We start from the raw sequence: 26,173 nt of genomic DNA on the forward strand, positions 1-26,173 counted from the left end.
CACTCCTTAAAATCCGTGTTGTTGTAAAAAATCCATTGATAGGTTATCGGACTGACTATTCGTTAAATGCTGCAAAATATATTTGCCGATTAAATCGGTTTCAACGTTTACGAGATCCCCTATTTTCTTCATGCCGAATACTGTTTCTTTATACGTATGGGGAATTAATGACACCGTTAAAGTGGACGTTGTGACATTAAAAATCGTTAAACTCGTACCATCTAACGTAATCGAGCCCTTTACTAAGCAATTTTTCAAAAGTTCTTTCGGCACAGCCAAATCAATATAAACTGCATTGGCAACATGACGCTTTTGAAGGATTTTAGCAACACCATCAATATGACCTGAAACGAAATGCCCACCAAATCGACCGTTTGCAGCCATCGCTCGCTCTAAATTAACAGCTGAGCCGATTTGTAATTGTTGAATGCTGGATGCTTTCACTGTTTCCGGCATCACATCTACTGTAAAAGCATTCGCCGTAAATCCTGTAACCGTTAGACAAACGCCATTAACTGAAATACTATCTCCCAGTTTTACATCTTCTAACACCATTTTCGCTTGAATGGTCAACACCATTGCTTGTAGTGTTGACTTCATTTGTTGAACCGTTCCTTGTTCCTCGATAATTCCTGTAAACACCTTTCTCACCTCATCCTAAAAAAATAGAAAAAACCCCGACAATAGCTCGGAGTTTTGATGAGAGTTATAAAAATGGCATCGTCAAATAAACTTATTTTCATGTATTTTTGAAAAAAGTTGACCATTTTTATTTCCTTCTCCCATCCAGACTATACTGTCGGCTTTGGATTCACACCAAATCCTGCTTCTTAAAAGCTCGCGGGCTTAGAATTTCTTCATCACCGCCGATTGGGATTTTCACCCGACCCCGAAGGAAATACATATAAAATTGTAAAGGGTTTTAAGAAAAACAAAAAAACCACATAGAAGATGCTCTACGGGGTGACTAGAAAATTCTCATTTAGGCATCACGAAATAAACCTTCTTGTAAACGGAAAAAATTACACAAAGGGCTCATAAAACGCCTAACCAATCCTTCTCTCATCCAGACTATACTGTCGGCTTTGGAATTACACCAAATCCTGCCAAAAAGGCTCGCGGGCTTAGAATTGCTTCATCACCGCCGATTGGGATTTTCACCCGACCCCGAAGGACTATTCAACTATGACGCCCATTATAGCAAACTATTTTTATCATTGCAAAATAAGTTTTGAATCTTTTTTATTTTGCGTAGATGATTGGAACGAATTAGCCTATATGATCGCGCTATTCATCACTTTCAACTTTTTATCTGCCTAAGCCATATTAATTTCCTTTAATAATTGAAAATGGCCAAGCATACATTTGACTAAACATAAATTTAAGATGAAAAAGGTGGTTGATCAATGCAAACTGCACTTATATATATCGTAATGTTACGTATCCTTTCTGGAAGCGTTGATATTATAGCTGCATATATTATGTTCAAATTAAATGATTTAGAAAAAGCGTTTATTGTGAATTCATCCCTTGCGCTAATCGGACCCATCATTTTCATTATTACGACAGGCATAGGCTTGACGGGTTTAAGCGATAAAATATCATTAGCAAAAATGATTTGTCTACTTGGTGGTGTGACCTTAATTTTTATTAGTTTACGAATGAAATGATGGGACAAACCCTTGCCATATCACAACGTAATCAACAGCATGAATTTGAAATTTCCTAACTCCATAAGGCATTGAAAGTAAGATTGGAGGAAATACGATTTTGGTCTGGAATTATGAAAACAGCCACTTCATGGAGAATTGGCTATTTTCATTTGATATTATTTAGTATTTTTAAGCACTTCGCTTAATTGTAATGGCGAAATTGTCCCTTGATGAAAGTATAATTGCCAGCTGCCATCCATATAGAACTTCTTAACGTATTTCAATTTCTCGTCTGACAGTATTTTATCTAACTTTTCATGACTTCCCCGTACTTCAAGCCCAATGTGACTTTCCTCTAATTGCTTTAAATATTCTTTTAAATTCACATACAAAAATCAGCACCCCTAATTTCAAAATATATTTATATGCTCAATTGATTATACTCTGTAATACAATTACATACATTTAATTAATTCATATCGAGAAAAGAGGCCTTTCTATGTTTATTTATGTGGTTAAACCGGGTGATAGTTTATACTCCATTGCTGTAATGTATCAAGTTAATATGGATAGTATCCGCATCATGAACGGATTAACAACCGATAGTTTAGTCCCCGGACAGGATCTACTTATCCCAACCAATATGTATACGGTCCAGCCTGGTGATACATTGTTTTTAATCTCTAAAATGAGTTTCATTCCGATTGAGACGATACGACTATACAATGGACTCCAATCCGATTTTTTAATGGTTGGAATGACCTTGTATTTACCGCCTCCGCCTAAATACTCTGCAGAAAATTTAAGTTATATGTACCCGACCACCCCTGAACAGGACGAATTAATTATCCGTACTTTTGCACCCATCAATACGTTTTTGGCCATGTTTGAATACCATATTCTTGAAGGAGGAACACTAAGCACACTTAATGACGAGTTTGCGATTCAAACTGCACGCAACAATGGTGTAGCACCTGTAGCCACTATTACGAACTTAACAACAGAAGGATTTAGCCCTGAAGTGACACGTCAAGTATTAACTTTTCCTGATCAGCGAGACCTCCTCATTGACAATATATACAATCTTGTCATATCAAAAAATTACGCTGGCGTTAATATTGATTTTGAAAGGGTAAGGGAAGAAGAAAGAGATTTATATTCCGACTTTTTACGGTTAGTGAGTGATCGTTTAAAACCAGAAGGATATTCTGTTTCCGCTGCAGTTCCAGCTAAAACAAGTGAAGATATTCCATGGTTAAAAGGGTATGATTTCGGTGGAATTGGAGCAGCTGTAGATTTTATATTTATAATGGCTTATGACTGGCATGTGCCAACAATGGAGCCTGGTCCAGTTGCGCCGATTGACGAAGTAAGAAAATCGATTGAATTTGCACTTCAACATATGAATCGAGAGAAAATCATGCTTGGGGTACCACGTTATGGATATGAATGGACGTTGGACGACGATGGGAACGTAATTAGCGGAAGAGCTGTTTCAGTTTCTGGTGCAACACAACTTGCCTTAAATTATCAAGTCCCTATTCAATATTCACTTGAATACGAACAACCGTTTTTTATTTACTGGGATGAAAATGGGAACCAAAACATTGTTTGGTTTGAAAATGCTCAAGCACTAACAGCAAAATTACAGTTAGTTATTGATTATCAACTTATGGGAGTTGGTGCTTGGCAGCTAGGACTTGGTTTCCCTCAGTCCTTTTACTTAATCAATTACTTATTCGATACGAGGCATATTATTTATTAAGTAAACACGATAAACAGCCAACTATCCAAGGTTTTTTTCGGATAGTTGGCTATTTTTCGATGAAGATATGTAATGATGCGAAATTTAGGGTTTCGGGTGAATCCATTATTTTAAAATGCTTCACCCCTAAATAAACATAGGATGAAGCATTTTTATACTAGCCTATGTGAAAATTATACCGTACGACTTAAAAAGGCAATTAACAAACTTAAAATTTTACCATCTGAATACTGTTCGATTTTATCGCTATGATCTTCGCTAAATACGCCTTTTTCATATAGTTTTCCGAATAACTTTTTCGCTTCTGCTTTACCAGTCGCATCTAGTGTATTTTTAGTCGTTTCCACTTTATTCCCCTCCTCCTTTACGGGTGTTGAAAATGGATGACCAATGACTGCTGCCAAAACTTTTGCGATAGCTTGGCAAATCTTCTCCAAATTTTGGTCTAACAATTCGATATCTTTTTTACTGTTTACAAATCCAAATTCTATTAAAATACTTGGTTCGTATGTTTTCGTTAAAACACCAATGTCGTTCCGGTATTTTGCCCCTCGATTAATTAGACCGGACGCATCGCTCAACGCTTTTGCTACGTTCTTGGCTAACTCATTTTGGGTACTGTATAACACCTCCCCTCCTATTGGTCGTTCGGTTAACGGACTCGTTGAATTTAAGTGACCACTCACAATCAGTCCATTGCGATCTTGGTTGTGATAGGCGACTAAATGATTAATATTTTGGGTTTGATTTTTAGAGATTTTATCCTCGTAATACGTTGCAGGCACTTTATTCGCGATTAAAATTTCATAAATCCGCTTCATAAATTTCCGGGCATATTGCACCTCATCTACATACCCTCGTGCACCGGTCCCATCACCATAATGTCCGACATGGATTTCGATTTCTACTGGTTGTGTCAATTCCTATTCCCTCCCTTCAAAATTAAGATGTCTTTTAGCATATACAAAACCTACTAGATTTGAGTGTGTTATCTACTAAAACTTTGCAATTTGCTTTATCTTTTATTTTAAATGTCGGTGCGATTATAGAATTTAGCTAACTTTGAATTATGTGCTGGAGGTTGTCCAATTTTGCGCGTCTTGCCAAAACTTACGCCTCATTCTGTCCAACTCCCCTCGCCAATTTCGGTTGGAAAATTACGACAAAATCCTTTTCTAATAATTTTACGGACATTCCCCCTTTCTAATTTGTATTACTAGAAATAGGGGAAAAGGGGACATATTTTTTATATCTCATTTTTGCTACTAGTAAATGCAACAAAATGAACAAATAATTTAGGATTTTAAATATTCACTTCTTTAGTTAAAATTTTATCATTTCTTCCTAAACGAAAAGGCATACCAAATATCGGTAGTTTTGAAACCTTTCATTAATCCAATCGTATGAACTAGTAATTAGGTGGTGATATTGTGGTAAGTTGTACAAACTGTAAGTATAAATGGTCATTTAAAGAAGTGATGGCTCTTGGCTTTTCAAAGGAAGGCAAGGATTGTTCCCATTGCCATGTGAAACAATATTTATCAGCAAAAACCCAAAACATTTTAACTTTAGGTTATATCAGTCTTTTATTTGTCCTTATTTTTCCTTTCTTTATTAAACTGAGTGATAAAAAAGAAAACTTATTGTAAACACAAAAAAGCATCCTCATGGATGCTTTTTTGACTATACTGCGATCGGTGCTTTAATCGTTGGATGTGGGTCATAGCCTTCGATTGTTAAATCTTCTAGCTCGATATCAAAAATGGATTTTTTCGCCGGATTGATCGTTAACGTTGGTAAATCTTTTAGCTCACGGCTTAATTGCTCCGTCACTTGATTCACATGATTTGAATAAATATGTGCATCTCCAATACTATGCACGAACTCCCCCACTTCTAAACCACATTCATGGGCAATTAAATGTGTAAGTAAGGCATAGCTCGCGATGTTGAATGGGATGCCAAGGAATGTATCCCCACTACGCTGTGTTAACATGCAGCTTAATTTTCCATCAGCTACGTAAAATTGGAACATGACATGGCACGGTGGTAGTGCTGCTTTACTTCCTTTTGCACCTGCATTGATGACATCTTCCGGATTCCATGCGTTGACAATAATACGGCGCGAATCAGGATTATTTTTTATTTGGTCAATGGCATCTTGTAGTTGGTCGATTTCATTGCCTTCTGAATCTGTCCAGCGGCGCCATTGCTTCCCGTATACATTACCAAGGTCGCCGTATTTTTCTGCAAATGCATCATCTTCTAATACGCGCTCACAATAAGCAGCCATTTCCACTTTATAAAGTTTGTTAAATTCTTCATCTACTAAACTGCGATTTCCGAAATCTGTCATATCAGGACCTGTATATTCATCCGATTCCACCCAGCGCTTAAACGCCCACTCATTCCAAATGTTATTTTTATTTTGCAATAAGTAACGAATATTCGTATCACCTTTCATAAACCAAAGTAGCTCACTCGCCACAAGTTTAAATGGGACGCGCTTTGTCGTCAGTAATGGGAATCCTTGCGCTAAATCAAAGCGCATTTGATGACCGAAAACACTAATTGTTCCCGTTCCAGTACGGTCTTCCTTTTTTACACCATTATTTAAAATAGTCTGTAAAAGATCTAAGTATGTTTGTTCTAATGTATTTGCCACGATTGTGCACCTCCGAAATAATTCACTTACCTATTCTAGCAGAAATATTACTGTTTTTGTGGATTTCATGACGGGAGATTTCTTTCTTTTCCCCTATACATGAAATTTAATCTGAGATTATACACCAACCAACACAAAATCCCACGTAAAAGCGAGCTTGTCGGCTTTTTTGTGGGATTTTTTTAGCTTTGCACAACTATAGCATGCATAATTTTCAACTTTTTATGCCATTTAATATTATATCCATATAGGTACTCACTAGTTCCTCTTCTGACACTTCTCCGTCGGGATTATACCAATTAAAAGAACGGTTAACCATTCCTAGTATTCCAAAGATAACAATATCACTTCTAAGGTCGTTCCTGAAATCTCCCTTTTCAATCCCATCATCAATGAGTCTTTGAAGATTAATTCGAAATTCTTTTCGATAAGAATTGATTAACTTAACTTGCATATCATCCAGATGCCGAAATTCCCGATTAAACACTCTTGCACTCTTACCTTGTATCTTAATATCTTTTATAATTAAATAGATTAAATTATTTATTTTCACTGTATTACTAAGAGATTCATCTTTTAAGGTTACTTCTTGTTCAGATAGCAACTCTTTAATAAAACTTAAGTGAATATCCATTAATAGTTCTTGTTTACTTTTAAAGTAATAATAAAAAGTACCCTTTGTCACCCCAATTGTATCAACAATATCTTGAATGGAAGTTTTACTGAATCCCTTTTTATCAAAAAGGTCTATACTCTCTTTTAAAATTCTTCCTCGCATAATATTGTTCTCCCCAAATGTTAGATTTTAATCCATTGCTAGTCCGACTCCCTTTCGATTACTAAGGAGATTCCTTGACCTCCACCGATACAAGCTGTAATAAGGGCATACTTTCCAGCTGTTCGTTTTAATTCATATACAGCTTTTGTTATTAATATTGCTCCTGTAGCACCTAATGGATGTCCATGGGCAATTGCTCCACCGTTGACATTTAATTTTTCTGGATCTATTTCCAACTCCCGATTACAAGCAATTACTTGTGCAGCAAACGCCTCGTTCAATTCGATAATATCTATATCGGATAAAGAAAGGTTCAATTTTTCTAGTAATTTCTGCGTTGCTGGTACAGGACCAATCCCCATAATATTAGGGTCTACTCCTGCAACTACTGACCCTTTAATTGTAGCTAACGGTTGAATTCCTAACTCTTCCGCCTTTTCTCGAGACATAATGACCAGTGCTGATGCCGCATCATTCAAGCCAGAACTACTGCCAGCTGTTACAGTGCCATTCTTTTGAAAAGCAGGAGCTAGTTTTGCTAAAGCAGCTAATGTTACATTCGGACGTGGATGCTCGTCTTTATTAAATAAAATCGGTTCACCTTTACGAACAGGAATGCTAATCGGCACAATTTGCTCATCAAAACGCCCTTCTTCCATCGCCCTTGCCATTCTTTGTTGACTTCTTAAAGAATATTCATCTTGTTCTTTTCTCGTAATATCGTATTTTTTCACAAGATTTTCGGCTGTAATTCCCATTCCTGGATTTCCGATTTCTTCAGGTGCAAGAAGGGTTTTCCGATGCTTTGGTGGAACAGAACTGTACGCTTGCTCTGGACGCTCAAATTGATAGGGCGAACGGCTCATACTTTCAATACCGCCAGCAACGTAAATATCCCCTGCCCCAGATTGTATCGCTTGAGCAGCTAATGCAACCGCATTAATACCTGAACCGCATTGTCTATCTATCGTTAATCCTGGTATATTGACGGACAAACCACCCTGTAAAGCTGTCAATCTCGCAATATTTCCCCCGCCACTTAAAACATTTCCTATTATCACATCATCAATACTTTCAGGATCTAGATTTATGCGTTTAATCGCTTCTTTAATTACTTTCCCACCATACAAATGAGCCGGAATACTTGCTAATGCCCCACCTTGTTTAGCAATAGCTGTACGAACAGCTGATACAATGACTGCATCTCGTTTCATATATTTCCCCCTTTTTCAATCAAGTTAGTAAAGTTCAAATATTACTTTTCCTTTAACTACATCTTTTTGATTTTGATTAATCGCTTTGACATCAAAAATTAGCGATTGATCAACTGTATCAACTAAATCAGCCTTTAACGTAAGCACATCATTTAAAAACACCATTCCTGAAAATCGTATGTTATAGTCTTTTATAAAACCTTCTTCATAATAAGGAGTGAATAGCTTAGAAAGATTGCCCATCGTCCACATACCATGCGCAATGATTCCTGGTAAACCCGCTTTCTTTGCTTCTTCATCAATCGTATGAATCGGGTTAAAGTCACCCGAAGAACCTGCATATTTAATTAAATCCATTCTCGATACAGGATGAAGTGTCGTTTCAAGAGATTCCGCTTTACTTATCGCTGCTAAAATTGTCATACGTTTAAAGACCTCCTCACTGTTTCCGTAATGATGATGATTGATTCTTCCGTAAAAATTACTTTTCCGTCCTGATCTTCACCGTATCTTTTCATTTTCAAGAAGCCCATTTCCCCTGTGCTACCTGCTCTTTCATAGTAGTCTTCTATTTTCACGTAGCAATAAACTTCTTCTCCTACTAAAAGAGGTCGTTCAAAATGATAAATTTGTTCACCATGTATTAACCCTTTTGCTGGTAATTGAAGTCCTTCGACATTGCCAGATCTTAGCACTCGCGGAAATGTAGGGGGCGCTATATTCGTGCCATATTTTGATTGTTTCCCAACTTCTTCATCGATATAGATTGGATGACTATCCCCAATTGATTCAGCAAATCTCCTTACAAGCTCTCTTTCCACTACATTTCTTACTTTGTTTGAAGTTCGACCAATATATGCTGTATACAAAGTTTCCATCCCCCTTCTTTAATTTGTCGGTCCGCCTGCTACATAAAGTATTTGACCGTTTACGAATGAAGATTTTTCGTCCGCAAAGAACGCAACTGCATTTGCAATATCACTTGGCTTGCCCGTTCTGCCAACCGGAATTTTGCTAGCCCCTGCTTTGAGGAAATCTTCAAACGGAATACCAATACGCTCTGCAGTTGCTTTTGTCATATCAGTCTCAATAAAACCAGGCGCAACCGCATTAGATGTAATACCAAATTTCGCAACCTCTTTTGCCAATGTTTTCGTCAAACCTTGCAAGCCTGCTTTAACGGTTGCATAATTTGCTTGGCCCGCATTCCCTAATGCTGAAGTCGATGAAATATTAATAATTCGTCCATATTTTTGTTGGACCATATATTTTTGTGCGATGCGCGTTGTATTAAAGGCGCCTTTCAAATGAACATCAATGACTTGATCCCAGTCATTATCGGTCATTTTAAATAGTAAGTTGTCGCGGATGATGCCGGCATTATTCACTAAAATATCAAGTGATCCGAACTCATTCACCACCTGTTCCATCGCTGCTGCGACATCTTCAGAATTGACTACATTTGCTTTGATGGCTAAAATATCGAAACCTTTTTCTTTAAATTCAGCCTGTACGTTTTGTAACGCTTCTTCATTAATGTCAATGATCGCTATTTTTGCCCCACTCTCAGCAAAAGTTTCCGCGATACTTTTTCCAATGCCACGGCTACCACCAGTAATGAGAGCCACTCTATTTTCAAATCTTTTTGTCATATAAGTTCCTCCTACTATCTTTCAAATTGTTTTATAGAAACGAAACATTTACAAATAGATAAGTAAGTTCGTTTGCACTAACTATTTACTAATCGGTACTTCAACACACCATTTTGTTTTTCAACAGTAATCATTTTTCGTTCTTCCAATAAATCAAGCACGCTTAATACTTCAAACAAAAATGTAATGATTCCTTTCTCATACCTCTCCCGATACATGTCTTGAATAATTTCAAACCCCGTTGCAAGGCCATTCGCATTTTTTAGCGTTTGGATCACACGAGTTACACGCTTTTCGATATTGCTTCTATGCCAATCGATCGCACCATTTAAATCGTCAATAATTGGCCCATGTCCTGAAAAGGTTAATTTTGCGGGAAGTTTTCTACACTTTTCTAAATCATTTAAATACTGGAGTAAAGGTTTTGCACGTTCACTTCCAGGTTTCGGTGCATCGAAAAACATTCCCCCATGGAGGCCTTTAATAATATGGTCTCCACAAAAGAACAATTGCTCATCCGCGCAATAAAGCGAAATATGATCCTGTGAATGACCTAGTGTTTCAATTACTTGAAATGTTGGTAAACCTGGCACTATATCCCCTTCTCCTAGCACCTCATCGACCTTTGCCATTTGGAAGTAATCACGGCTGCGTTTCCGAAACGCCCACTTAGTAGCCGCATCTTTTGTTAAACCAAATTCTAGGAATAAGTTATAAAAAAATTCAGCGCTCCATTGTAAATAGCTATCGTCCTGTAAAATCATTTCGGTATCTTTATGCGCGAGTATTTTAATTGCTGGATTTTTCTCCAAAATCCAGTCAACTAAACCTGTATGATCATTATGGTGATGTGTGATAATAATTTGTTCGAGATCCGTTAGTTGAATACCTAAACGATGGAGACCATTATTTAAATCATCCCAACCTTGCTTATTTTTTAGACCAGCGTCAATAAGCGTTAATTTCTCTCCAAACACAACATATGAGTTTACTGGACCTATAGGGAAGTTCGTTGTCAATTCTAATTTTTCTACTCTATGCAAGGTACTCAATCCTTCTTTTATCGAAATTTTTCTCACATACCTTTCATGTGATGATAGATTTCTGGATCAATTAATCGCCAACTTTCAGGAAGTTAATTATCTAACCAAACATCTTTTAAATAGCCATACCCATATGATGCATGTGGATAGGAATCTTTTACATTCGGTTGTCTAGGCGTTTTCGTATAATAAGTTGTTACCGGAATCGGATTCACTAAGTTTTCTAAAACATAGCGTTGAATTTCATGAACATACTGCTTTCTTTCTTCCACGTCTAAAATCGTTCTTTGTTTATCAAGCATTTTATCTAGTTCTGGGTCACTATTGTTATACCAATTTCGTGCACCATTTGTGTGTAGTTGCGTACGAAGCCACTCATCCGGCTCTTGGAAATATGTTTGATAGCCGATCCCCATGTCATAATCCACATTTGGCCATCTATCTGAGAAGTAAGCCGCGTATTCTACAATTTCAATTTCAACATTGATGCCGACATTTCTTAAATCTTCCGCAACCCATTGCGCAACACGCACAAGTTGTTCACCGTATCCATTCGTCACAATCATTGTCGTATTAAAGCCGTTTGGATAGCCTGCCTCTGCTAACAGCTTTTTAGCTTCCTCTGGGTTATAAGGAGATAATTCTTCTCTTTCTTCTAAAGATAATGCCCAATCACCTAGTGACGGATTGACAGGTCCACTCGTTTCCCCGCCGCCGTAAATCGCCTTCACCATTGATTTTCGATCAACCGCCATACTTATTGCTTTTCGTACACGCAAATCTGTAAAAGGCTCTCTTTCCATGTTCATATATAACTGTTCTTGAGTAGCAAATAATGATTCAAAAATCGTTACATTTGAATTTGATTTTTGTAATTGCGCGATTTCTTCTGGAGATAAACTACCGATTGTATCTGCCTGACCCGTTCTAAAAGCTGCAATCCTCGTACTTTGATCTGGTACAACTTTATAAATGACTTTATCTAAATACGGCTTTCCTTCTTCATAATATTTCGGGTTTTTTGAGTACGTAGCCTGTACATTATCTTCCCATTTTTCTAACACAAATGGACCTGTTCCAATCGAATCCGTCGCTAAATTAAATTCACCATCCATCGCTTCCTTCGGTAAAATCCACATGAAATGGTTGGCCATAAAATTTAAAAATGGCGCGAATGGCTGTTTTAATGTGAAAACAACGGTTTGATCATCTACTGCAACAACGCTCTCTACTTCAGATAAAAGTGCTCTTTGATGACCTGGTAAATCGATAATTCTTTCCATTGTCGCTACAACATCCTCCGCAGTAAGTTTTCGGCCATTTACTGGTGCCTTATCATGCCAATACGCTTCTCGAAGGTAAAATGTATACGTTTTGCCATCTTCAGATATTTCCCAACGCTCTGCAAGATCAGGCACAACATTATAATCCGTATAGGCAACACCCGGCCCTGTTTCATAACTAACGAGTTTGTTATAAACTAAGCCGGCAAGCATATGTGTGTAGATGGAAGACTGACGGTGCGGATCAAGCATATCTGGATCTGCTGGCGTAAGAATTGTATAAGTTCCACCACTTTTTGGCTCTGTATTGGCCGTTACTTCAATCTTCTTATCGTCTTGCTTTTCACTTGGAGTTTCATTTGATGTTTCATTAGAGGAGCAAGCACTTAATACGAGTGCTACTAGTCCAAAAACCAATAAATAAATGATTGATTTCAACCTTTTATCCATAATATTCCCTCCTAAAAACATGATATTTAAGAACTTACTTAGACATTTTTGGGTCAAGGAAATCCCGAAGTGCATCTCCAAATAAGTTAAATGCCAAAACTAAAATACATAAAGCTAAACCAGGGAATAGCACGAGCCACGGTGCACTTTCCATGTATCTACTCGCATCACTCAACATTAACCCCCAGGATGGATTCGGTGGCGGTGTTCCTATTCCAAGAAAACTAAGTGATGCTTCAGCAATAATCGTTTGACCAAAAGCCAGGCTTGCCATGACGATGATTGGCGCCATCATATTTGGCAATCCATGTCTCAAAATAATCCGAAATGGGCTTGCCCCTACCGAACGGGATGCTTCCACATAATTGGATTCACGAATTCTCATCATTTCCCCCCGTACAATTCTTGCAAAACGAGGGATTTCGATAATAACAAGGGCGATTATGACATTTTGAATGGCAGGACCTAATAAAGCTGCAATAAACAAGGCAAGAATTAAAGCTGGGATTGACATAATAGCATCCATTATTCTTTGAATGACCAAATCGATTACTCCACCAAAGTAGCCTGAGATCATGCCAATTAACGTTCCTAATACGATGGAGATGACGACTGTAGCAACGCCAACAAGCAACGATATTTGAGAACCAAAAATGAGGCGACTAAACACGTCACGCCCTAAATCATCCGTGCCCATCACATGCTGCACGTTTGGGGCCGCCAAAAAAGCAGTACGGTCTTGACTAATTGGATCAAACGGTGCAATAGCTGATGCGAATATTGCGACGGCGAAAACGAGTACAATAACCAAAAGGGATAAAGAACCAACTTTTTGCGTTAAAATAAAGCGTTTACAATCCCCTTTCATTTTTTGCAAATGGACGTTTTTTCTCACCTTTATTCTCTTTTTTGGCATCTCAGTGTCTATTTGTATTTGAGACATATGCATCACTTCCTTTTCTTGAAACAAGAATATTGAGGTATTTTTTATCTAGCCCTTATTCTAGGGTCTGCCCACCCGTACATTACATCCACAGCTAAATTAACTAATAAAAACATCGCACCAAAGACCAAGACAGTGGACTGGACAATTGGATAGTCTCTCACTAATACAGATTCAAAAATTAAACTGCCTAACCCTGGGAGAGCAAAAATCGATTCAAGCACTACCGTCCCACCAAGCAAATAGCCGATTTGTAAACCGATTAATGTAATAACCGAAACTAATGAATTTCTAAGCGCATGCTTGAATATGACAACTGCTTCTTTCGCTCCTTTTGCCCGCACCGTTCTAATAAACTCCGAATGCAGTACTTCAAGTACAGCCGACCTTGTCATTCGAACAATACTTGCACTTAAAGTAACGGCTAAGCAAATGGCCGGTAAAAATATTTGCTGCAAATTAACAAAAGGATTGTCAGTAAATGATTGATAACCTAGTGGTGGAATCCAATTGAAAGCTAGCGATAAAAACGTTAATAAAATTAGTCCTAACCAGAAGCTTGGAATCGATAATCCACCAATTGAAATTACTTTTAAAAAATGGTCAATAAAAGTATTTTGTTTCACAGCAGAAATCACGCCAATTGGAATACCGATCATGATAGCCAAAACAATTGATAAAATGGCTAATTGAATCGTAACTGGCAGTCTTGCTAATATAATTTGCGATACTTCTTGACCTGACCAAAGAGAGCTCCCTAAATCGCCTTGCAGCGCATTTTTACCCCAATCCATTAGTTGACCGAAAACACTTTTATCTAGACCCATTTCAGCTTTCAATGCATCCATTTGTTCAGGTGTTGCACCGGAATTTGCTAACTGAAGGGTCACAACATCTCCAGGAACTGCTCTCATAATGACAAAAATGAAGGTAGTCATAATTAACAATACAATTATTCCAAAAATTAAACGCCTACCAATATATTCAATCATAACCTTGCCTCCTCCTTATAGAGATGACAGGAAACCGCATGACCTTCAGCTATATCTATCAGTTCTGGCTTTTCCTTTTTACAATGATCCATTGCTAAAGGACATCTCGTATGAAATTTACAACCACTTGGAGGATTTGAAGGACTTGGTACTTCACCACTTAGGATAATTCGATCTGGTTCAATATTAGGATTAGGAATCGGCACAGCTGATATAAGTGCCTTTGCATATGGATGGAGTGGGTTTGTAAATAAAGTTTCGGCATCGGTTACTTCTACGATTTCCCCTAAATACATGACAGCAATTCGATCTGAAATATATTTGACTACATTTAAATCATGCGAAATAAATAAATACGATAATCCGAGTTTCAATTGGAGGTCTTTTAATAGATTAAGAATTTGTGCTTGAACTGAAACATCTAATGCGGACACAGCCTCATCGCAAATGAGCAGATCTGGTTCAGTTGCCAAAGCTCTCGCGATACCAATTCGTTGCCTTTGTCCTCCTGAAAATTGATGAGGAAATTTATGCATATCCTTTTTAGATAGTCCAACAGTTTCAAGTAATTCCCCTACACGCCCGCGCTTGGAACTTCCTTTTGCTATATTGTGCACTTCTAAAGGTTCACCAATAATATCTAAAATGGTCATCCTCGGATCTAAGGAACTATAAGGATCTTGAAAAACAAATTGAACACGTTTCCTTATAATCTTTTTCTCTTTTCGATTTACTTTCGATAATTTTTTCCCATCAAAACTTACTTCCCCATTGGTTGAATCAATAAGACCCGTTATTAATCTTCCAACAGTTGATTTACCGCAGCCCGATTCACCAACAAGACCAAGAACTTCCCCTTTATGAATGTTGAGCGTTACGCCATCTACTGCCTTAACGTGCCCGATTGTTCTCGACAAAATCCCTTTTGTAATCGGGAAGTATTTTTTTAAGTCGGTTACTTCTAATAAGTTATTTTTACTTACTAAATGTGGATTGATATCATATTCAGATCCATTTTCATCAATTGACAGTGGTGCCTCCCAATTTCCTTGTAGATCAGGGTCTGCAATCCAACACTTACTTACTCGCTCATTCGCTAATTCAAAAAGTGGTGGTTCTTCACTTCTACACTTATCCGTAGCAAAGGAACACCTTGGATGAAAACGGCATCCAGCGGGGATTTCTTTCAAGCTTGGAACATTTCCTTTTATCGTAAGTAATTTACGATCTTTCTCTGTATCGATTTTTGGAATACTTTTCATTAAAGCTTCTGTATATGGATGTTGTGGTTTATTAAACAAGTCTTTTACATGAGACTGTTCCACAACTTGCCCAGCATAAACAACTACAACTTTGTCCGCCATTTCCGCTACAACGCCTAAATCATGTGTAACAAGGATAATTGCTGTTCCAAACTGGGATTGCAAGTCTTTTAATAATTGCAAAATCTGTGCCTGTACTGTCACATCAAGCGCAGTTGTAGGCTCATCGGCAATAATTAAATTCGGTCTACATGCAAGTGCGATGGCAATCATTACCCGTTGCCTTTGACCACCTGATAATTGGTGGGGATAGACATTTATACGACTTTCAGGGTCTGGCAGTCCTACAAGCTTTAGTAATTCAACTGCGCGTTCCCGCAATTCTTTTTTACTAAGATTTTCATGAATTTTAATCGTCTCGATAATTTGGTCACCAATCGTATATACAGGGTCTAGGCATGTCATCGGATCTTGGAAAATCATAGCAATTTCGTTTCCACGAATTTTTCGAATTTCATCATTACTTAAATCCTTTAAATTTAAATCATTAAACAAGATTTTACCGGAAGTGACTTCACCATTGCTGTCTAACAATCGCAATATCGAAAGTGCTGAAACGCTTTTACCAGATCCTGATTCTCCTACGATTGCTACTGTTTCTCCTTTCGCAATACTAAAGGAAATGCCATCAACAGCCTCTAGATTACCTTCTCTCGTTTTAAAAACAGTTTTCATTTCTTCTACTCGTAACAATGTATTAGCTTTTTGGACCATTCGAATGCCTCCTTTCAAGTATATTGAACGACTAATTTTAATCTAAATTGAGATGAGTAAATTGCTCTCTTAACTTTATTTTCATAATCTTCCCAACACCATTTTTTGGAAGTTCATGAATAAACTCTACATGACGAGGGGTTTTATATTTCGCTAAATTTTGTTGGCAGTATCCGATTAATTCACTTACACTTACTTCTATATTTGGCTTCTTTACAATACAAGCAACGATTTCCTCACCCATTTTTTCAGAAGGAACACCTATGACTGCAGCTTCTAACACCGCATCATGCTTGACTAGTAATTCTTCTAAATCTCGTGGATACACATTAAATCCACCTCGAATAATTAAATCTTTTTTACGGTCTACAATATATAAATAGCCTTCTTCATCCACTTTTGCCAAATCTCCTGTATGAAGCCATCCATTTTGTAATGCCATTTTCGTTGCTTCTTCATTTCCATAATAACCCGGTGTAACATTATCACCTTGGACTAATAATTCACCAACATTCCCAACTGGTACCTCTTGCCTATTTTCATCCACGATTTTAATGTTCACTCCAGGCATTGGGACACCTACAGAACCTTCTTTAATCGGCATATTATTGCGTTGTGTAGCAACTCCAGGCGATGCTTCCGAAAGCCCATAAGCATCTCTTACCTCTGCCCCAAATTTTTCTGTAAATTTGTGACGTAAGCTAACCGCTAGTGCAGCAGCTCCTGAACCAACTGTTTCTAAACTGGATAGGTCATATTTATCGGCATTTGGATGATAAAGCATCGCGTGTACCATAGCCGGAACAGCTGCAAAGGATTTCACTTTAAATTTCTCAATTACTTTGAATACCTCTTCTGCATCGAATTTATCAAAAATAACAACAGAACTTCCAAGTAGAAACATCCCATTCATAATGCCAAACCCATAAATATGCGCTAAAGGAAGTACACCAAGTGTCGTACTTCTTATTTCATCCTCCGCTCTCAGCTCTAATCCAGACATTGAATTTGAGTAGAGGTTTTTATGTGTTAACATAACTCCCTTTGGTTGACCTGTTGTACCGGATGTATATAATATAACGGCTACATCCAATTCATTTAATTTTAAAGAAGTGTTCTCATAGACTGATTGATTAGAAAGAGCCTTTTCCCATTCGATGATATCGAACTGCCCTAGTAAATCTGCCTCACTTGGTGGATCAATACATATAATTTTCGGTTTTATTGTTAAATCACTTGATGCATTTGTTAATTTTCGTAACATATTAGAGGAAGTAATAATAACTTTCGCTTCTGATTTCTTTAAAATAAAATTGATTTCATTTTCATGTAAAAGATACATAGCCGGTACAATGATGCCCCCAACGCCTAATACTCCTTGGTAAGAGAAAATAACTTCTGGACAATTAGGCATGCAAATTAACACGCGATCCCCTTTTTCCACTCCAAGTGAATGAATAAGGCTAGAAACTTTTTTAGAAATGATTTCTGTCTCACAATTTGTATACGATTTATCATAGAAATAAAGAAGGTTATACTCACCAAAATTCCCGATATTTTCACCCAATAATTTAGTTAGTAACATATTACCCTCCTAACGTTTATTTACTATTTTCATAGTAGATTTGTGTTAAAACGCTTTCATTTTAAAGGGACAACGATTGACGATTATGAGTTATTCGTATCTTTTTGTTGAGATATTGAAAAATTTATTTTTTGTTGATGCGTAATTAAAAATGCGATGCCTAGTAGAATGGCTATAATAACTGCTGAAGTTATAAATGGTGCCGACACGAGAGAGAGAAAAACCCAGCCACCCCATAAAGGTCCAAGTATTCTTCCTAAACTATCCATTGATTCTTGGAGACCTAATGTAATGCCTCGCCCCATCTCTGTTCGTTTTGATAACATCGCTATCGTAGTTGGTCGAACTAATGATTGCCCAAAACCAGTAAAAACACATCCTAAAATTGCTACCCAAATGAAGGGAGCAAAACTAATAAAACAATAACCAATTGTTGCAAAGGCTAATCCAATTTTTGTAATCGTATCTTCAGTCCATAATTCATAACATTTTTTTAGTAAAAAGAATTGCACGATGACAGAAGTTCCAGCTTGTGCGCTAAAGGCCATACTGACAAAGATTGGGGTCGCTTCAAATTTGGCTATTAAGTAATAGCCAAGTAATCCGAAGAAACTTGAAGCCGCAATGGACACTCCAAGAATGATCATATAATGATTCCAATAACCCGTTTTCGTTATCATGGTAATGGCTCTCCAAAATGAAATCGTATCGTTGTTTCTAGCAAACGTATTCTGTGTTTCATTATAATGATCAGTAATCGAATCTCGGATGTAAAAATGGGCAAATGGTAGGGTTACTAATGCTAAGGAGCCTGCAATAATGAAGGGTACTACTACGCCAAGTGGCGAGAATAATCCCCCAATAGCTGGACCACATAAGAAGCCTAGACCATTTACTGCACCCATTTTTGCAATGGTTTGATTTCTAAACTCTTTTTTCGTTTGATCGGCTACCATCGAAAAAGCTGCCATTTGGGTACCAGATGAAATCGCTGCACCAATTAATCGAACTACAAGCAATTGCCAATAGTTTTGAGCTACAATTAATAACAGAAAAGCGATACCAAAGCCAAATACTCCAATCATTAAAACGGGTTTTCTTCCTATTTTGTCGGCTAAACGTCCCCAAATCGGTGCAGTAATTAACTGTGAAACAGCCCAAATAATAATTAATGATGACATTTGAACGGATGAGAGTCCCAAATCATCTGCTAAGAATGGTAATGTCGGAAGTACAATTCCATAACCTGTCATCGTTAAAAACATTATGAATCCTAATAGAAAGAACGCCTTCCTATCCATCATCCATATTCATCTTCTTTCAATTTAATAAAAAGCAAGGAACGCCTGCTAACTCTGACAAGGTGCGCTTTTGCCTCCGTCGAAAAAACTGTGCCGGAGCGAAATGAAGAATTGGCGTTCGAAGCTAGACATTCGAAAAGCGGATGGTGCTGGCATTCACTATAAAATTTGAAATAGGGCAAAATAAATCCCTCTTCTTACCTAATCAATCGATAATTCTTTTATTTTTCATAACTAACCGGTTAGTATTATTACGGCATAATAACTGACTAGATAGTATGTTAAAGAAATAATTAGAAGCTACTTCAATTAAAGTAACTCTCCTACTTTGGCATTTCCTTTTAATAAGTTTCGAGCAATTGTTCGACGCTGAATTTCATCCGTCCCTTCAAAAATTCGGTATAGTCTTAATTCTCTATACCAACGTTCAATTGGTAATTCCTTTGTATAGCCCATTCCACCATGGATTTGAAGAACGCGATCGACTACTTGATTTGCCATGATTGCCCCATTTAGTTTTGCCATTGATGACTGGTGACGTGCATCCATCCCATTTTCAGCCATCCATGCAGCTCTCAATACAATCCATTTTGCTGCTTCAATTTCAACTGCTGAATCAGCAATCATCCATTGAATTGCTTGACGTTCGGCAATCGGTTTTCCAAAAGTAACGCGCGTTTTCGAATAGTCGATCGCCATTTGTAATAAACGTTCGGCAGCACCAATTCCTCCAGCAGGAATCATATATCTTCCTTGTCCAATCCACTGCATGCCTAAGTTAAATCCTTGGCCTACTTCCCCTAAAATATTTTCTTCAGGTACACGCACATTATCGAATATTAATGTCGCTGGTCCCCATTCGCCCATTGTATGAATATATTCAGATTCCCAACCCATTTCTCGGTCGACTAGGAAACAAGTGACACCGCCATTTGCCCCTTTTTCTTTATCTGTTACGGCAAATACCATGGCAAAGTCTGCTTCATTTCCATTTGTGATAAATACTTTTTCACCGTTTAACACCCATTCGTCGCCATCTTTCACCGCTCTCATTTGAATGCTTCTTGCATCCGATCCCGCACCCGGTTCTGTTAAAGCAAAGCAAGAACGTCTTTCCCCGTTAATTGTAGGAATTAAATATTTCTGCTTCTGTTCTTCATTGCATAAATAAAGAATATTATCAGCAGTACCCCCAAAGTTGAATGGAACATATGTCCTTCCTAATTCCATCGCGATTAATACAGACATAATCGGTCCTAAATTGGCGCCACCGTATTCCTCGGGCGTATTAATACCCCAAAATCCCATTTCTTTTGCCTTTGCTCTCAATTCTTTTATTTTTTCACGAGAAATACTTGGTCTACCTTCTCTTTCATTTTTTAATACTTCTTGTTCCAACGGTTTTAGTTCTCTATTCACGAAATCTCGAACTGTTTTTTGAATCATTTTTTGTTCATCATTTAGTGTAAAATCCATAAAAGCATCTCCTCATTCATAAAGTTTATTTGAGTAAAAAATTGTTAAATAAACGTCACAATCTTTTGGAATACTCATTTACAACACGTTATGAAAGAAATCGTTTACATATGCAAAAAATAAGTTATGAAAATAATTTTTAGAGAGTTAATAATGGAGAACAATAGAATTTTGTATGAAGTTTTTTTTTGAAATCATGGAGGGGCGTGATGAAAGTAAGAGGTTACTAGAAAATATAACAACAGGTTATTCTAGCATATTAGTGGTAGCTGAAATATGTATTCCTTAAAAATAAGCATAATAAAAGGCGCTGCTCGTATTACTTTTGCTGAGCAACGCCTTTAGTCAAATGTGTCTAAATCATCATAAAGTTCAATTGTTTTTTCCAATTACTAAGTGGCCTCCTTTAGGATTGTTTTATTGTTTTCAAGAATGTGAATGAATTGATTTAAAACCTTCTCCTCCATTTTTATAGAGCTATTCACTTCTTTTGCAATAATTTTGTTTAATTCTAAAATTGTGCTTACGTCGAGCTTATGTTTTTCCGCTAATTGGAATGCTCGCTCTAACTGACCGGTCACCATCGGCAGTCCCCCTTTTCATATAATATGCTTTAATTCTACCTTATTTACACAAAAATTTCATCTATTCCAACATAATTATTAAGAATTTTTTGAATAAGCACGAATAAATATACTTGATATACAGAATGTTGCGGTTTTGCTACTGGATAACTATTTTTCCCGCTCGTTCAATATTTATCTATTTATTACATAAACCCAAACATTTTAAGCAGAAAAAACACCCACAAAAATCAGTGGATGCTTCGAGTTTTTTATGACAACCACTTTGGCGGTGTGTTTTTGGACCAGAGTTCAATTAGATTGGCAATGAATAGTTTTTTATTGTTCGCGCCTTTGATTATCAACGTTTGTGATTAATTAAAATTTCATTACTTTTATTTGTGTATATTATAACATATTGTTTTGGGGTACACTTGGGGTACTGATAATTAAAATCATGGAATAACAATAGAAACAAAAATAGCCCTCCACAAATTCTGAACTGCTCCCTGTCAAGTAGACAGTGGAAATAATAAAAATGCTTTAAGCGGCTTGCGTCCTGTATTCTAGAGGGCTCAAGCCGTTTAATCTTTCTTGGTAACGTTTGTTATGATAGAACGTAATATATGTATTGATTGCTTCTTCTAACGCCTCGTATGTATCATATTTGTTTAAATAATACTTTTCGACTTTCAGAGTACCCCAAAAAGCCTCGATTGGTCCGTTATCGATACAACGACCGACCCTCGACATACTGTGAATCATATTCGCTTCTTCTGTCATGCGTTTGAAGAATTTTGATGTATATTGATAACCTCGATCACTATGAATAAGCGGTTGCTCACCTTCTTTTAGCTCCTGTATTGCAGGAATCATGGTGTCAAAAACTAATTTATTGTTATTCGAATGTCCTAATACATAACTGACAATTGAATTGTCGTGTAAATCAATAATCGCGCTTAAATAAGCTTTTCTACCTTTGCCGTATTTAAATTCTGTCACATCGGTACACCATTTCTGATTCGGTTTTTCCGCAGTAAAATCACGTGCTAAAATATTTTCAGCCACATAATCCGGCTTTGATTTACGGTATCGTTTTGGCTTACGTCGAATAACCGCTTCCAGACCACAAATCTGCATCAGGCGGTAAATACGCTTCTTATTAACTTTAGCTAGGCCCATTTTTGTTCTTTGGCGATTAATTGTCATTGTAATGCGGCGGTAGCCATAAATACCATTTACTTGCGAATAAAGATGTTGAATCGATTCTACTAGCTGTTCGTTTTCTCTTTCTCGTACAGATGGCTGACGTTTCATCCATTTATAATAAGCTGCACGTGAAACCTCAGCGATTTCACACAATAAAACAATCGATAAGTTTTCATTCTCCGCCAACTCTTGAATCGCGATGTAACGGCTCTGAATACGAACTCTACTTAACGACGCCTCCTTTCGATTTCCTCTAACTTTTTTAATAATAGATTTTCTGCACGTAACCGTTCGTTTTCACGCTCCATCTGTTGAATTTTTAAACGCAATCCATCTTCTGGTGTACGCTCTTCTGTAGGTTTTGTTTTGCCACGACGATCCTCTAAAGCGTGATCGCCACTCTCTTCAAACTTTTTTACCCATTGATAAACTTGTTGGTAGGACACATCATATTGTGCTGCTGTTTCTTGATAATTCTTCCCCTTCGCTAGGCATGCCTTTGCAATTTCAATACGCTCTTCTACAGTTGTTTTTCTTCCTTTAGTCATAGTTTGGCTCATTCCTCTACCCGAATCTTTTAATTCACTATGACCAGTATAAATTTTCACCCACTTTTTGAACACTGTTAAACTACTAATCCCGTATTTAGCAAGGATATCAAGCATAGAATAGCGTTCTGATAAATAATCCTCGACGGCACTTTGTTTTAATTCTTTTGAGTACACCTTATTTTTCTTAGATCGTGTTAACGCCTCTATTCCTCCAAATTTAAAAAGAGCGCGCCATTCTTGAAGAGTTTGTCGATTGACCGAAAACATCTTACAAATTTCAAGTTGGGTATGACGTCCTTCTTCTAAATATTGAAGTGCTAAGATTTTAACATCTAGTGAAAATACCTTTTTTGGCATGAAAAAAACTCCCCATTTAGATAAACAGATTTTATTTTTTAATCTGTCTACCTAATGGGGAGCATATCATTCCGTGGAAGGCTATTTTTTAATTTGCGTATGTTTTGATTTGAAATTTAACATCGTTTACCTCTGCATCCTTTATTTCCTTTAAATTTACCAGTATCTCGCTATCCAAAAATTCAACGAATGTATCGCCGTCCGCAAGTGATAGTGGCTTTAAGTCATCGATGTGATATTTACTCTCAAAAGCTAACGTGAAATCGCAATTTGTTACGAATTTATATTTATACATAGCCTCACCTCATTCTATTTAAATGTTTTTCGATGCACACAACAAAATATACTCACAACATCGCACTCAAACCATCTTGCTAATTCGTGTTGCGATACACCTTCTTTATGTAATTTGCGAATTTCGATTGCTTGAGCAGGTGTTATTTTATATCCTCTACGATCTTTTAAATAGGACCAATCGTACTCGGGGTAAGTTAATACCACTGCGTCTATAGCTCCGATTTTGAGTGTCATTAACATTCCTCCGAGGTTATTTTTGTAAAAGTACGAGTTGGAAATTTCGTTTTGGACTGTTTCTAAATCCCAATCAAGGATTTCTTCGATTAACCATTTAGTTGCTTCGATAGCTATATTCTCGTTCCAATAACCTTTTGGAACCCCCACCCTCAACTCCCAAGGCTTGATGTCCCACTCAGGAAAGCAATCTTGTATAAATGCCGCTGTACTAGCGTAGTTTTTGCGCATAGCACCACAAATTCTATATTTTTGCAAAAAGACTAATGTGACTTGTCCGATCACATCATCTCTATTAAATTTTAACAAGTCGAGCATAATATACCTAGCTAATTTCACTAAAGTTTCCTTACTATCGGTTTGGTTCCACGTTTGCTCCGGGAAACGCTTTCGTTCTCCATTTAAGATTTCATGATAAATATCATATATTGTTTTTACTTCACTCAATTCGCTCCCTCCCTCATACCAACAATTTACAATATAACGATTACTTAATCTACATTAAGTGCCAAAATTTCTTTTTGGGCTGTTTTTAAATATGGCATTAAGCTAGATGACCACCGACCAACCGTTTACGTGAAATTGCGGTACCTGATTTTGTAAATGAAACAGCACGTAAAATCGATGTTGCTCCAAATCGCTCTCGTATTCTGTCCACCGTATGCCCTAAAAGCAAACGCTGCTCTTTTCCTGTATCAAATAAATCAAGCTGAATACTACGTTCTTGTTCCACATTAGAAATCCGCACAGACAACTGGCGCGCTGGCTCCCCAACAAAGTGTGTATCAAGCAATTCTTTACACGCCTTATAAATCACCATTGTTTCATTTGTCGGTTCCGTTATCGTTTTCGAACGGTAAAAACCTTTCGTCATTGTTGCGTTACTATAAGATAATCCTAACGAAATTGTGCACCCTACATAACCGGCTGAACGTGTACGCCTCACCACATCCTCGCACATTTCAAGCAAGACAACGCAAATTTCAGCACGTGTAGTGTAATCACGCATTAACATTTGTCCTTTACCAAAGCTAATTTGCCCACTAACAATCGGTTCTCCGAAGGTCGAATAATCAATTCCATGGGCATGGTAATAGAGTTGATTTCCCATCACGCCAAAACGATGCTCCAACGCCTCTAAACTCATATTAGCTAAACCGCCAACCGTAAAAATCCCCATGTTGTTTAGGTTTTTTTCCATTTGACGCCCGATGCCCCACATTTTAGATAACGGATGAACAGGCCATAGTTTTTTCGGTATATCTTCATAAGTCCATTCTACGAAGCCTGTCTTTTTTGCCTCCAAATCAAGCGCCAACTTAGCTATTAACATGTTGGGTCCTAACCCAACTGCTGAACGAATGTTAAACTGCTGAAAAATAGCCAACTGAATTGCTTTTGCTGTTTGCTCAGGTGATCCCCAAATTTTATTGCACCCCGTCAAATCAATAAAGCTTTCATCGACACTATACACATGAATCGCCTCTCGTGGTACAAATTGAGCAATAAGATTTGTTATGGCCATCGACATATCTAAAAAGAAGGACATTTTCGGCTCAAATAGTCGGATGTCTGGATGTTTGGGAATTTCATAAAGGCGATTACCCGTTTTAATGCGAAAACGTTCTTTCATAGGTGGGGATGCTGCTAGTACGACGCTACCGGGTTGCTTAAAACTCCCTATTACTGCTATCGGTACTTCCATGACATCAAGTCCTTCTAACAATGCGATACAGCTTGCGTAAAAACATTTCATGTCGATGCAAATAATTGATTTGTTTGGGCAGTTTTCGTAGTTCATACAACGTTACGCTCTTTATAAGTGATCGGAGCAACGGCTAACACATTATCGATGATAAAAGTACGCTTTGCCTGTTTTACAAAACAGTAAGCCTGAAAGTTATCGCCAATAATTTTAATGATTTTAATACGTCGTTTTGTTACGGATCCATCCTTGGCCATATACATCATGTCTAACATTTGATTACGCTGCATTGCTTTTATTAGTTGATTTTTCATGTTTACCTCCATATAAGAACACTCGTTTGTATACATTATAGAACAACTGTTCTTATTTTAAAACATGTAAAAATATTTTTATTTGGAAAATAAAGGGGTTAACCTGTTG

General features: G+C 37.3%; 26 protein-coding genes and 2 riboswitches. Of the genes, 3 read left to right on the top strand and 23 right to left on the bottom strand.

The window, feature by feature from the left end; all coding sequences use genetic code 11:
* Window positions 1-6: 6 nt before the first annotated feature.
* Window positions 7-642: a riboflavin synthase gene (ribE, locus tag MHI10_RS11845; RefSeq protein WP_340785655.1), complete on the bottom strand. Its 636-nt coding sequence runs from the start codon at window positions 640-642 to the stop codon at window positions 7-9.
* Window positions 643-770: 128 nt separating this feature from the next.
* Window positions 771-901: riboswitch (FMN riboswitch) on the bottom strand.
* Window positions 902-1,050: 149 nt separating this feature from the next.
* Window positions 1,051-1,179: riboswitch (FMN riboswitch) on the bottom strand.
* A gap of 227 nt (window positions 1,180-1,406) precedes the next feature.
* Between ribE and MHI10_RS11850 the strand changes: the two genes are divergently transcribed.
* On the top strand, window positions 1,407-1,670 hold the full coding sequence (locus MHI10_RS11850) for a DUF2619 domain-containing protein (RefSeq protein WP_340785656.1): 264 nt from the start codon (window positions 1,407-1,409) through the stop codon (window positions 1,668-1,670).
* A 158-nt stretch (window positions 1,671-1,828) separates the two neighbouring features.
* Here the strand turns inward: MHI10_RS11850 and MHI10_RS11855 are convergent, their stop codons facing one another.
* Complete coding sequence (locus MHI10_RS11855; protein ID WP_340789217.1) at window positions 1,829-2,038, bottom strand: hypothetical protein; 210 nt, start codon at window positions 2,036-2,038, stop codon at window positions 1,829-1,831.
* A gap of 113 nt (window positions 2,039-2,151) precedes the next feature.
* On the opposite strand from MHI10_RS11855, the gene MHI10_RS11860 reads away from it, so the two are divergent.
* The gene (locus MHI10_RS11860; protein WP_340785657.1) at window positions 2,152-3,417 is read left to right on the top strand and encodes a glycosyl hydrolase family 18 protein; all 1,266 of its coding nucleotides are present in this window, start codon (window positions 2,152-2,154) and stop codon (window positions 3,415-3,417) included.
* Window positions 3,418-3,590: 173 nt separating this feature from the next.
* On the opposite strand, the gene MHI10_RS11865 is transcribed toward MHI10_RS11860, so the two are convergent.
* Window positions 3,591-4,337 (bottom strand): N-acetylmuramoyl-L-alanine amidase, encoded by a 747-nt coding sequence (locus tag MHI10_RS11865; protein ID WP_340785658.1) that lies wholly within the window; start codon window positions 4,335-4,337, stop codon window positions 3,591-3,593.
* Between the two features lie 510 nt (window positions 4,338-4,847).
* Between MHI10_RS11865 and MHI10_RS11870 the strand changes: the two genes are divergently transcribed.
* On the top strand, window positions 4,848-5,066 hold the full coding sequence (locus MHI10_RS11870) for a hypothetical protein (RefSeq protein WP_340785659.1): 219 nt from the start codon (window positions 4,848-4,850) through the stop codon (window positions 5,064-5,066).
* A gap of 34 nt (window positions 5,067-5,100) precedes the next feature.
* On the opposite strand, the gene MHI10_RS11875 is transcribed toward MHI10_RS11870, so the two are convergent.
* The 20 genes from MHI10_RS11875 to MHI10_RS11970 form a co-directional block, all read right to left on the bottom strand.
* Window positions 5,101-6,081: a thymidylate synthase gene (locus tag MHI10_RS11875; RefSeq protein ID WP_340785660.1), complete on the bottom strand. Its 981-nt coding sequence runs from the start codon at window positions 6,079-6,081 to the stop codon at window positions 5,101-5,103.
* A 214-nt stretch (window positions 6,082-6,295) separates the two neighbouring features.
* Window positions 6,296-6,859, bottom strand: a complete 564-nt coding sequence (locus MHI10_RS11880; protein ID WP_340785661.1) for a TetR/AcrR family transcriptional regulator — start codon at window positions 6,857-6,859, stop codon at window positions 6,296-6,298.
* Between the two features lie 38 nt (window positions 6,860-6,897).
* The gene (locus tag MHI10_RS11885) at window positions 6,898-8,073 is read right to left on the bottom strand and encodes a thiolase family protein (protein WP_340785663.1); all 1,176 of its coding nucleotides are present in this window, start codon (window positions 8,071-8,073) and stop codon (window positions 6,898-6,900) included.
* 24 nt (window positions 8,074-8,097) lie between these two features.
* Window positions 8,098-8,496, bottom strand: a complete 399-nt coding sequence (locus tag MHI10_RS11890) for a MaoC/PaaZ C-terminal domain-containing protein (protein WP_340785664.1) — start codon at window positions 8,494-8,496, stop codon at window positions 8,098-8,100.
* Window positions 8,493-8,942: a MaoC family dehydratase N-terminal domain-containing protein gene (locus MHI10_RS11895; RefSeq protein ID WP_340785666.1), complete on the bottom strand. Its 450-nt coding sequence runs from the start codon at window positions 8,940-8,942 to the stop codon at window positions 8,493-8,495. The genes MHI10_RS11890 and MHI10_RS11895 overlap by 4 nt, the downstream gene beginning before the upstream one ends.
* A gap of 18 nt (window positions 8,943-8,960) precedes the next feature.
* Entirely contained in the window at window positions 8,961-9,725 is a 765-nt protein-coding gene (fabG, locus tag MHI10_RS11900) for a 3-oxoacyl-ACP reductase FabG (RefSeq protein ID WP_340785668.1), read from the bottom strand.
* A gap of 77 nt (window positions 9,726-9,802) precedes the next feature.
* The gene (locus MHI10_RS11905) at window positions 9,803-10,768 is read right to left on the bottom strand and encodes an MBL fold metallo-hydrolase (RefSeq protein WP_340785670.1); all 966 of its coding nucleotides are present in this window, start codon (window positions 10,766-10,768) and stop codon (window positions 9,803-9,805) included.
* A gap of 92 nt (window positions 10,769-10,860) precedes the next feature.
* Entirely contained in the window at window positions 10,861-12,501 is a 1,641-nt protein-coding gene (locus tag MHI10_RS11910; RefSeq protein WP_340785672.1) for an ABC transporter substrate-binding protein, read from the bottom strand.
* 34 nt (window positions 12,502-12,535) lie between these two features.
* The gene (locus MHI10_RS11915) at window positions 12,536-13,444 is read right to left on the bottom strand and encodes an ABC transporter permease (RefSeq protein ID WP_340785674.1); all 909 of its coding nucleotides are present in this window, start codon (window positions 13,442-13,444) and stop codon (window positions 12,536-12,538) included.
* Between the two features lie 44 nt (window positions 13,445-13,488).
* A complete protein-coding gene (locus MHI10_RS11920) occupies window positions 13,489-14,436 on the bottom strand; it encodes an ABC transporter permease (RefSeq protein WP_340785676.1) in 948 nt (315 codons plus the stop codon).
* Window positions 14,433-16,472, bottom strand: a complete 2,040-nt coding sequence (locus tag MHI10_RS11925; protein WP_340785678.1) for an ABC transporter ATP-binding protein — start codon at window positions 16,470-16,472, stop codon at window positions 14,433-14,435. Before MHI10_RS11925 ends, MHI10_RS11920 begins: the two co-directional genes overlap by 4 nt.
* A gap of 37 nt (window positions 16,473-16,509) precedes the next feature.
* Window positions 16,510-18,057: a class I adenylate-forming enzyme family protein gene (locus tag MHI10_RS11930; protein WP_340785680.1), complete on the bottom strand. Its 1,548-nt coding sequence runs from the start codon at window positions 18,055-18,057 to the stop codon at window positions 16,510-16,512.
* Between the two features lie 83 nt (window positions 18,058-18,140).
* Window positions 18,141-19,361, bottom strand: a complete 1,221-nt coding sequence (locus MHI10_RS11935) for an MFS transporter (RefSeq protein ID WP_340785681.1) — start codon at window positions 19,359-19,361, stop codon at window positions 18,141-18,143.
* 306 nt (window positions 19,362-19,667) lie between these two features.
* Entirely contained in the window at window positions 19,668-20,834 is a 1,167-nt protein-coding gene (locus MHI10_RS11940; protein WP_340785683.1) for an acyl-CoA dehydrogenase family protein, read from the bottom strand.
* Window positions 20,835-21,226: 392 nt separating this feature from the next.
* Window positions 21,227-21,418: an ABC transporter permease gene (locus MHI10_RS11945; protein ID WP_340785685.1), complete on the bottom strand. Its 192-nt coding sequence runs from the start codon at window positions 21,416-21,418 to the stop codon at window positions 21,227-21,229.
* Between the two features lie 522 nt (window positions 21,419-21,940).
* Window positions 21,941-23,514, bottom strand: a protein-coding gene (locus MHI10_RS11950) for an IS3 family transposase (RefSeq protein WP_340784669.1) whose coding sequence is annotated in 2 segments (ribosomal slippage) — window positions 21,941-22,875 and window positions 22,875-23,514 — 1,575 coding nt in all. Because the reading frame shifts where the segments join, the coding sequence is not laid out codon by codon here.
* A gap of 88 nt (window positions 23,515-23,602) precedes the next feature.
* Window positions 23,603-23,809 (bottom strand): hypothetical protein, encoded by a 207-nt coding sequence (locus MHI10_RS11955; protein WP_340785686.1) that lies wholly within the window; start codon window positions 23,807-23,809, stop codon window positions 23,603-23,605.
* A gap of 14 nt (window positions 23,810-23,823) precedes the next feature.
* Window positions 23,824-24,492 carry a DUF4046 domain-containing protein gene (locus MHI10_RS11960; RefSeq protein WP_340785689.1) on the bottom strand — a complete coding sequence of 223 codons (669 nt, stop codon included), beginning with the start codon at window positions 24,490-24,492 and terminating at the stop codon, window positions 23,824-23,826.
* 97 nt (window positions 24,493-24,589) lie between these two features.
* On the bottom strand, window positions 24,590-25,846 hold the full coding sequence (locus MHI10_RS11965; protein WP_340785691.1) for a Y-family DNA polymerase: 1,257 nt from the start codon (window positions 25,844-25,846) through the stop codon (window positions 24,590-24,592).
* The gene (locus tag MHI10_RS11970; protein WP_340785693.1) at window positions 25,843-26,064 is read right to left on the bottom strand and encodes a transcriptional regulator; all 222 of its coding nucleotides are present in this window, start codon (window positions 26,062-26,064) and stop codon (window positions 25,843-25,845) included. Before MHI10_RS11970 ends, MHI10_RS11965 begins: the two co-directional genes overlap by 4 nt.
* Window positions 26,065-26,173: the final 109 nt, after the last annotated feature.

Source organism: Solibacillus sp. FSL K6-1523 (assembly GCF_038005225.1).
In the GTDB taxonomy this organism is placed as follows: domain Bacteria; phylum Bacillota; class Bacilli; order Bacillales_A; family Planococcaceae; genus Solibacillus.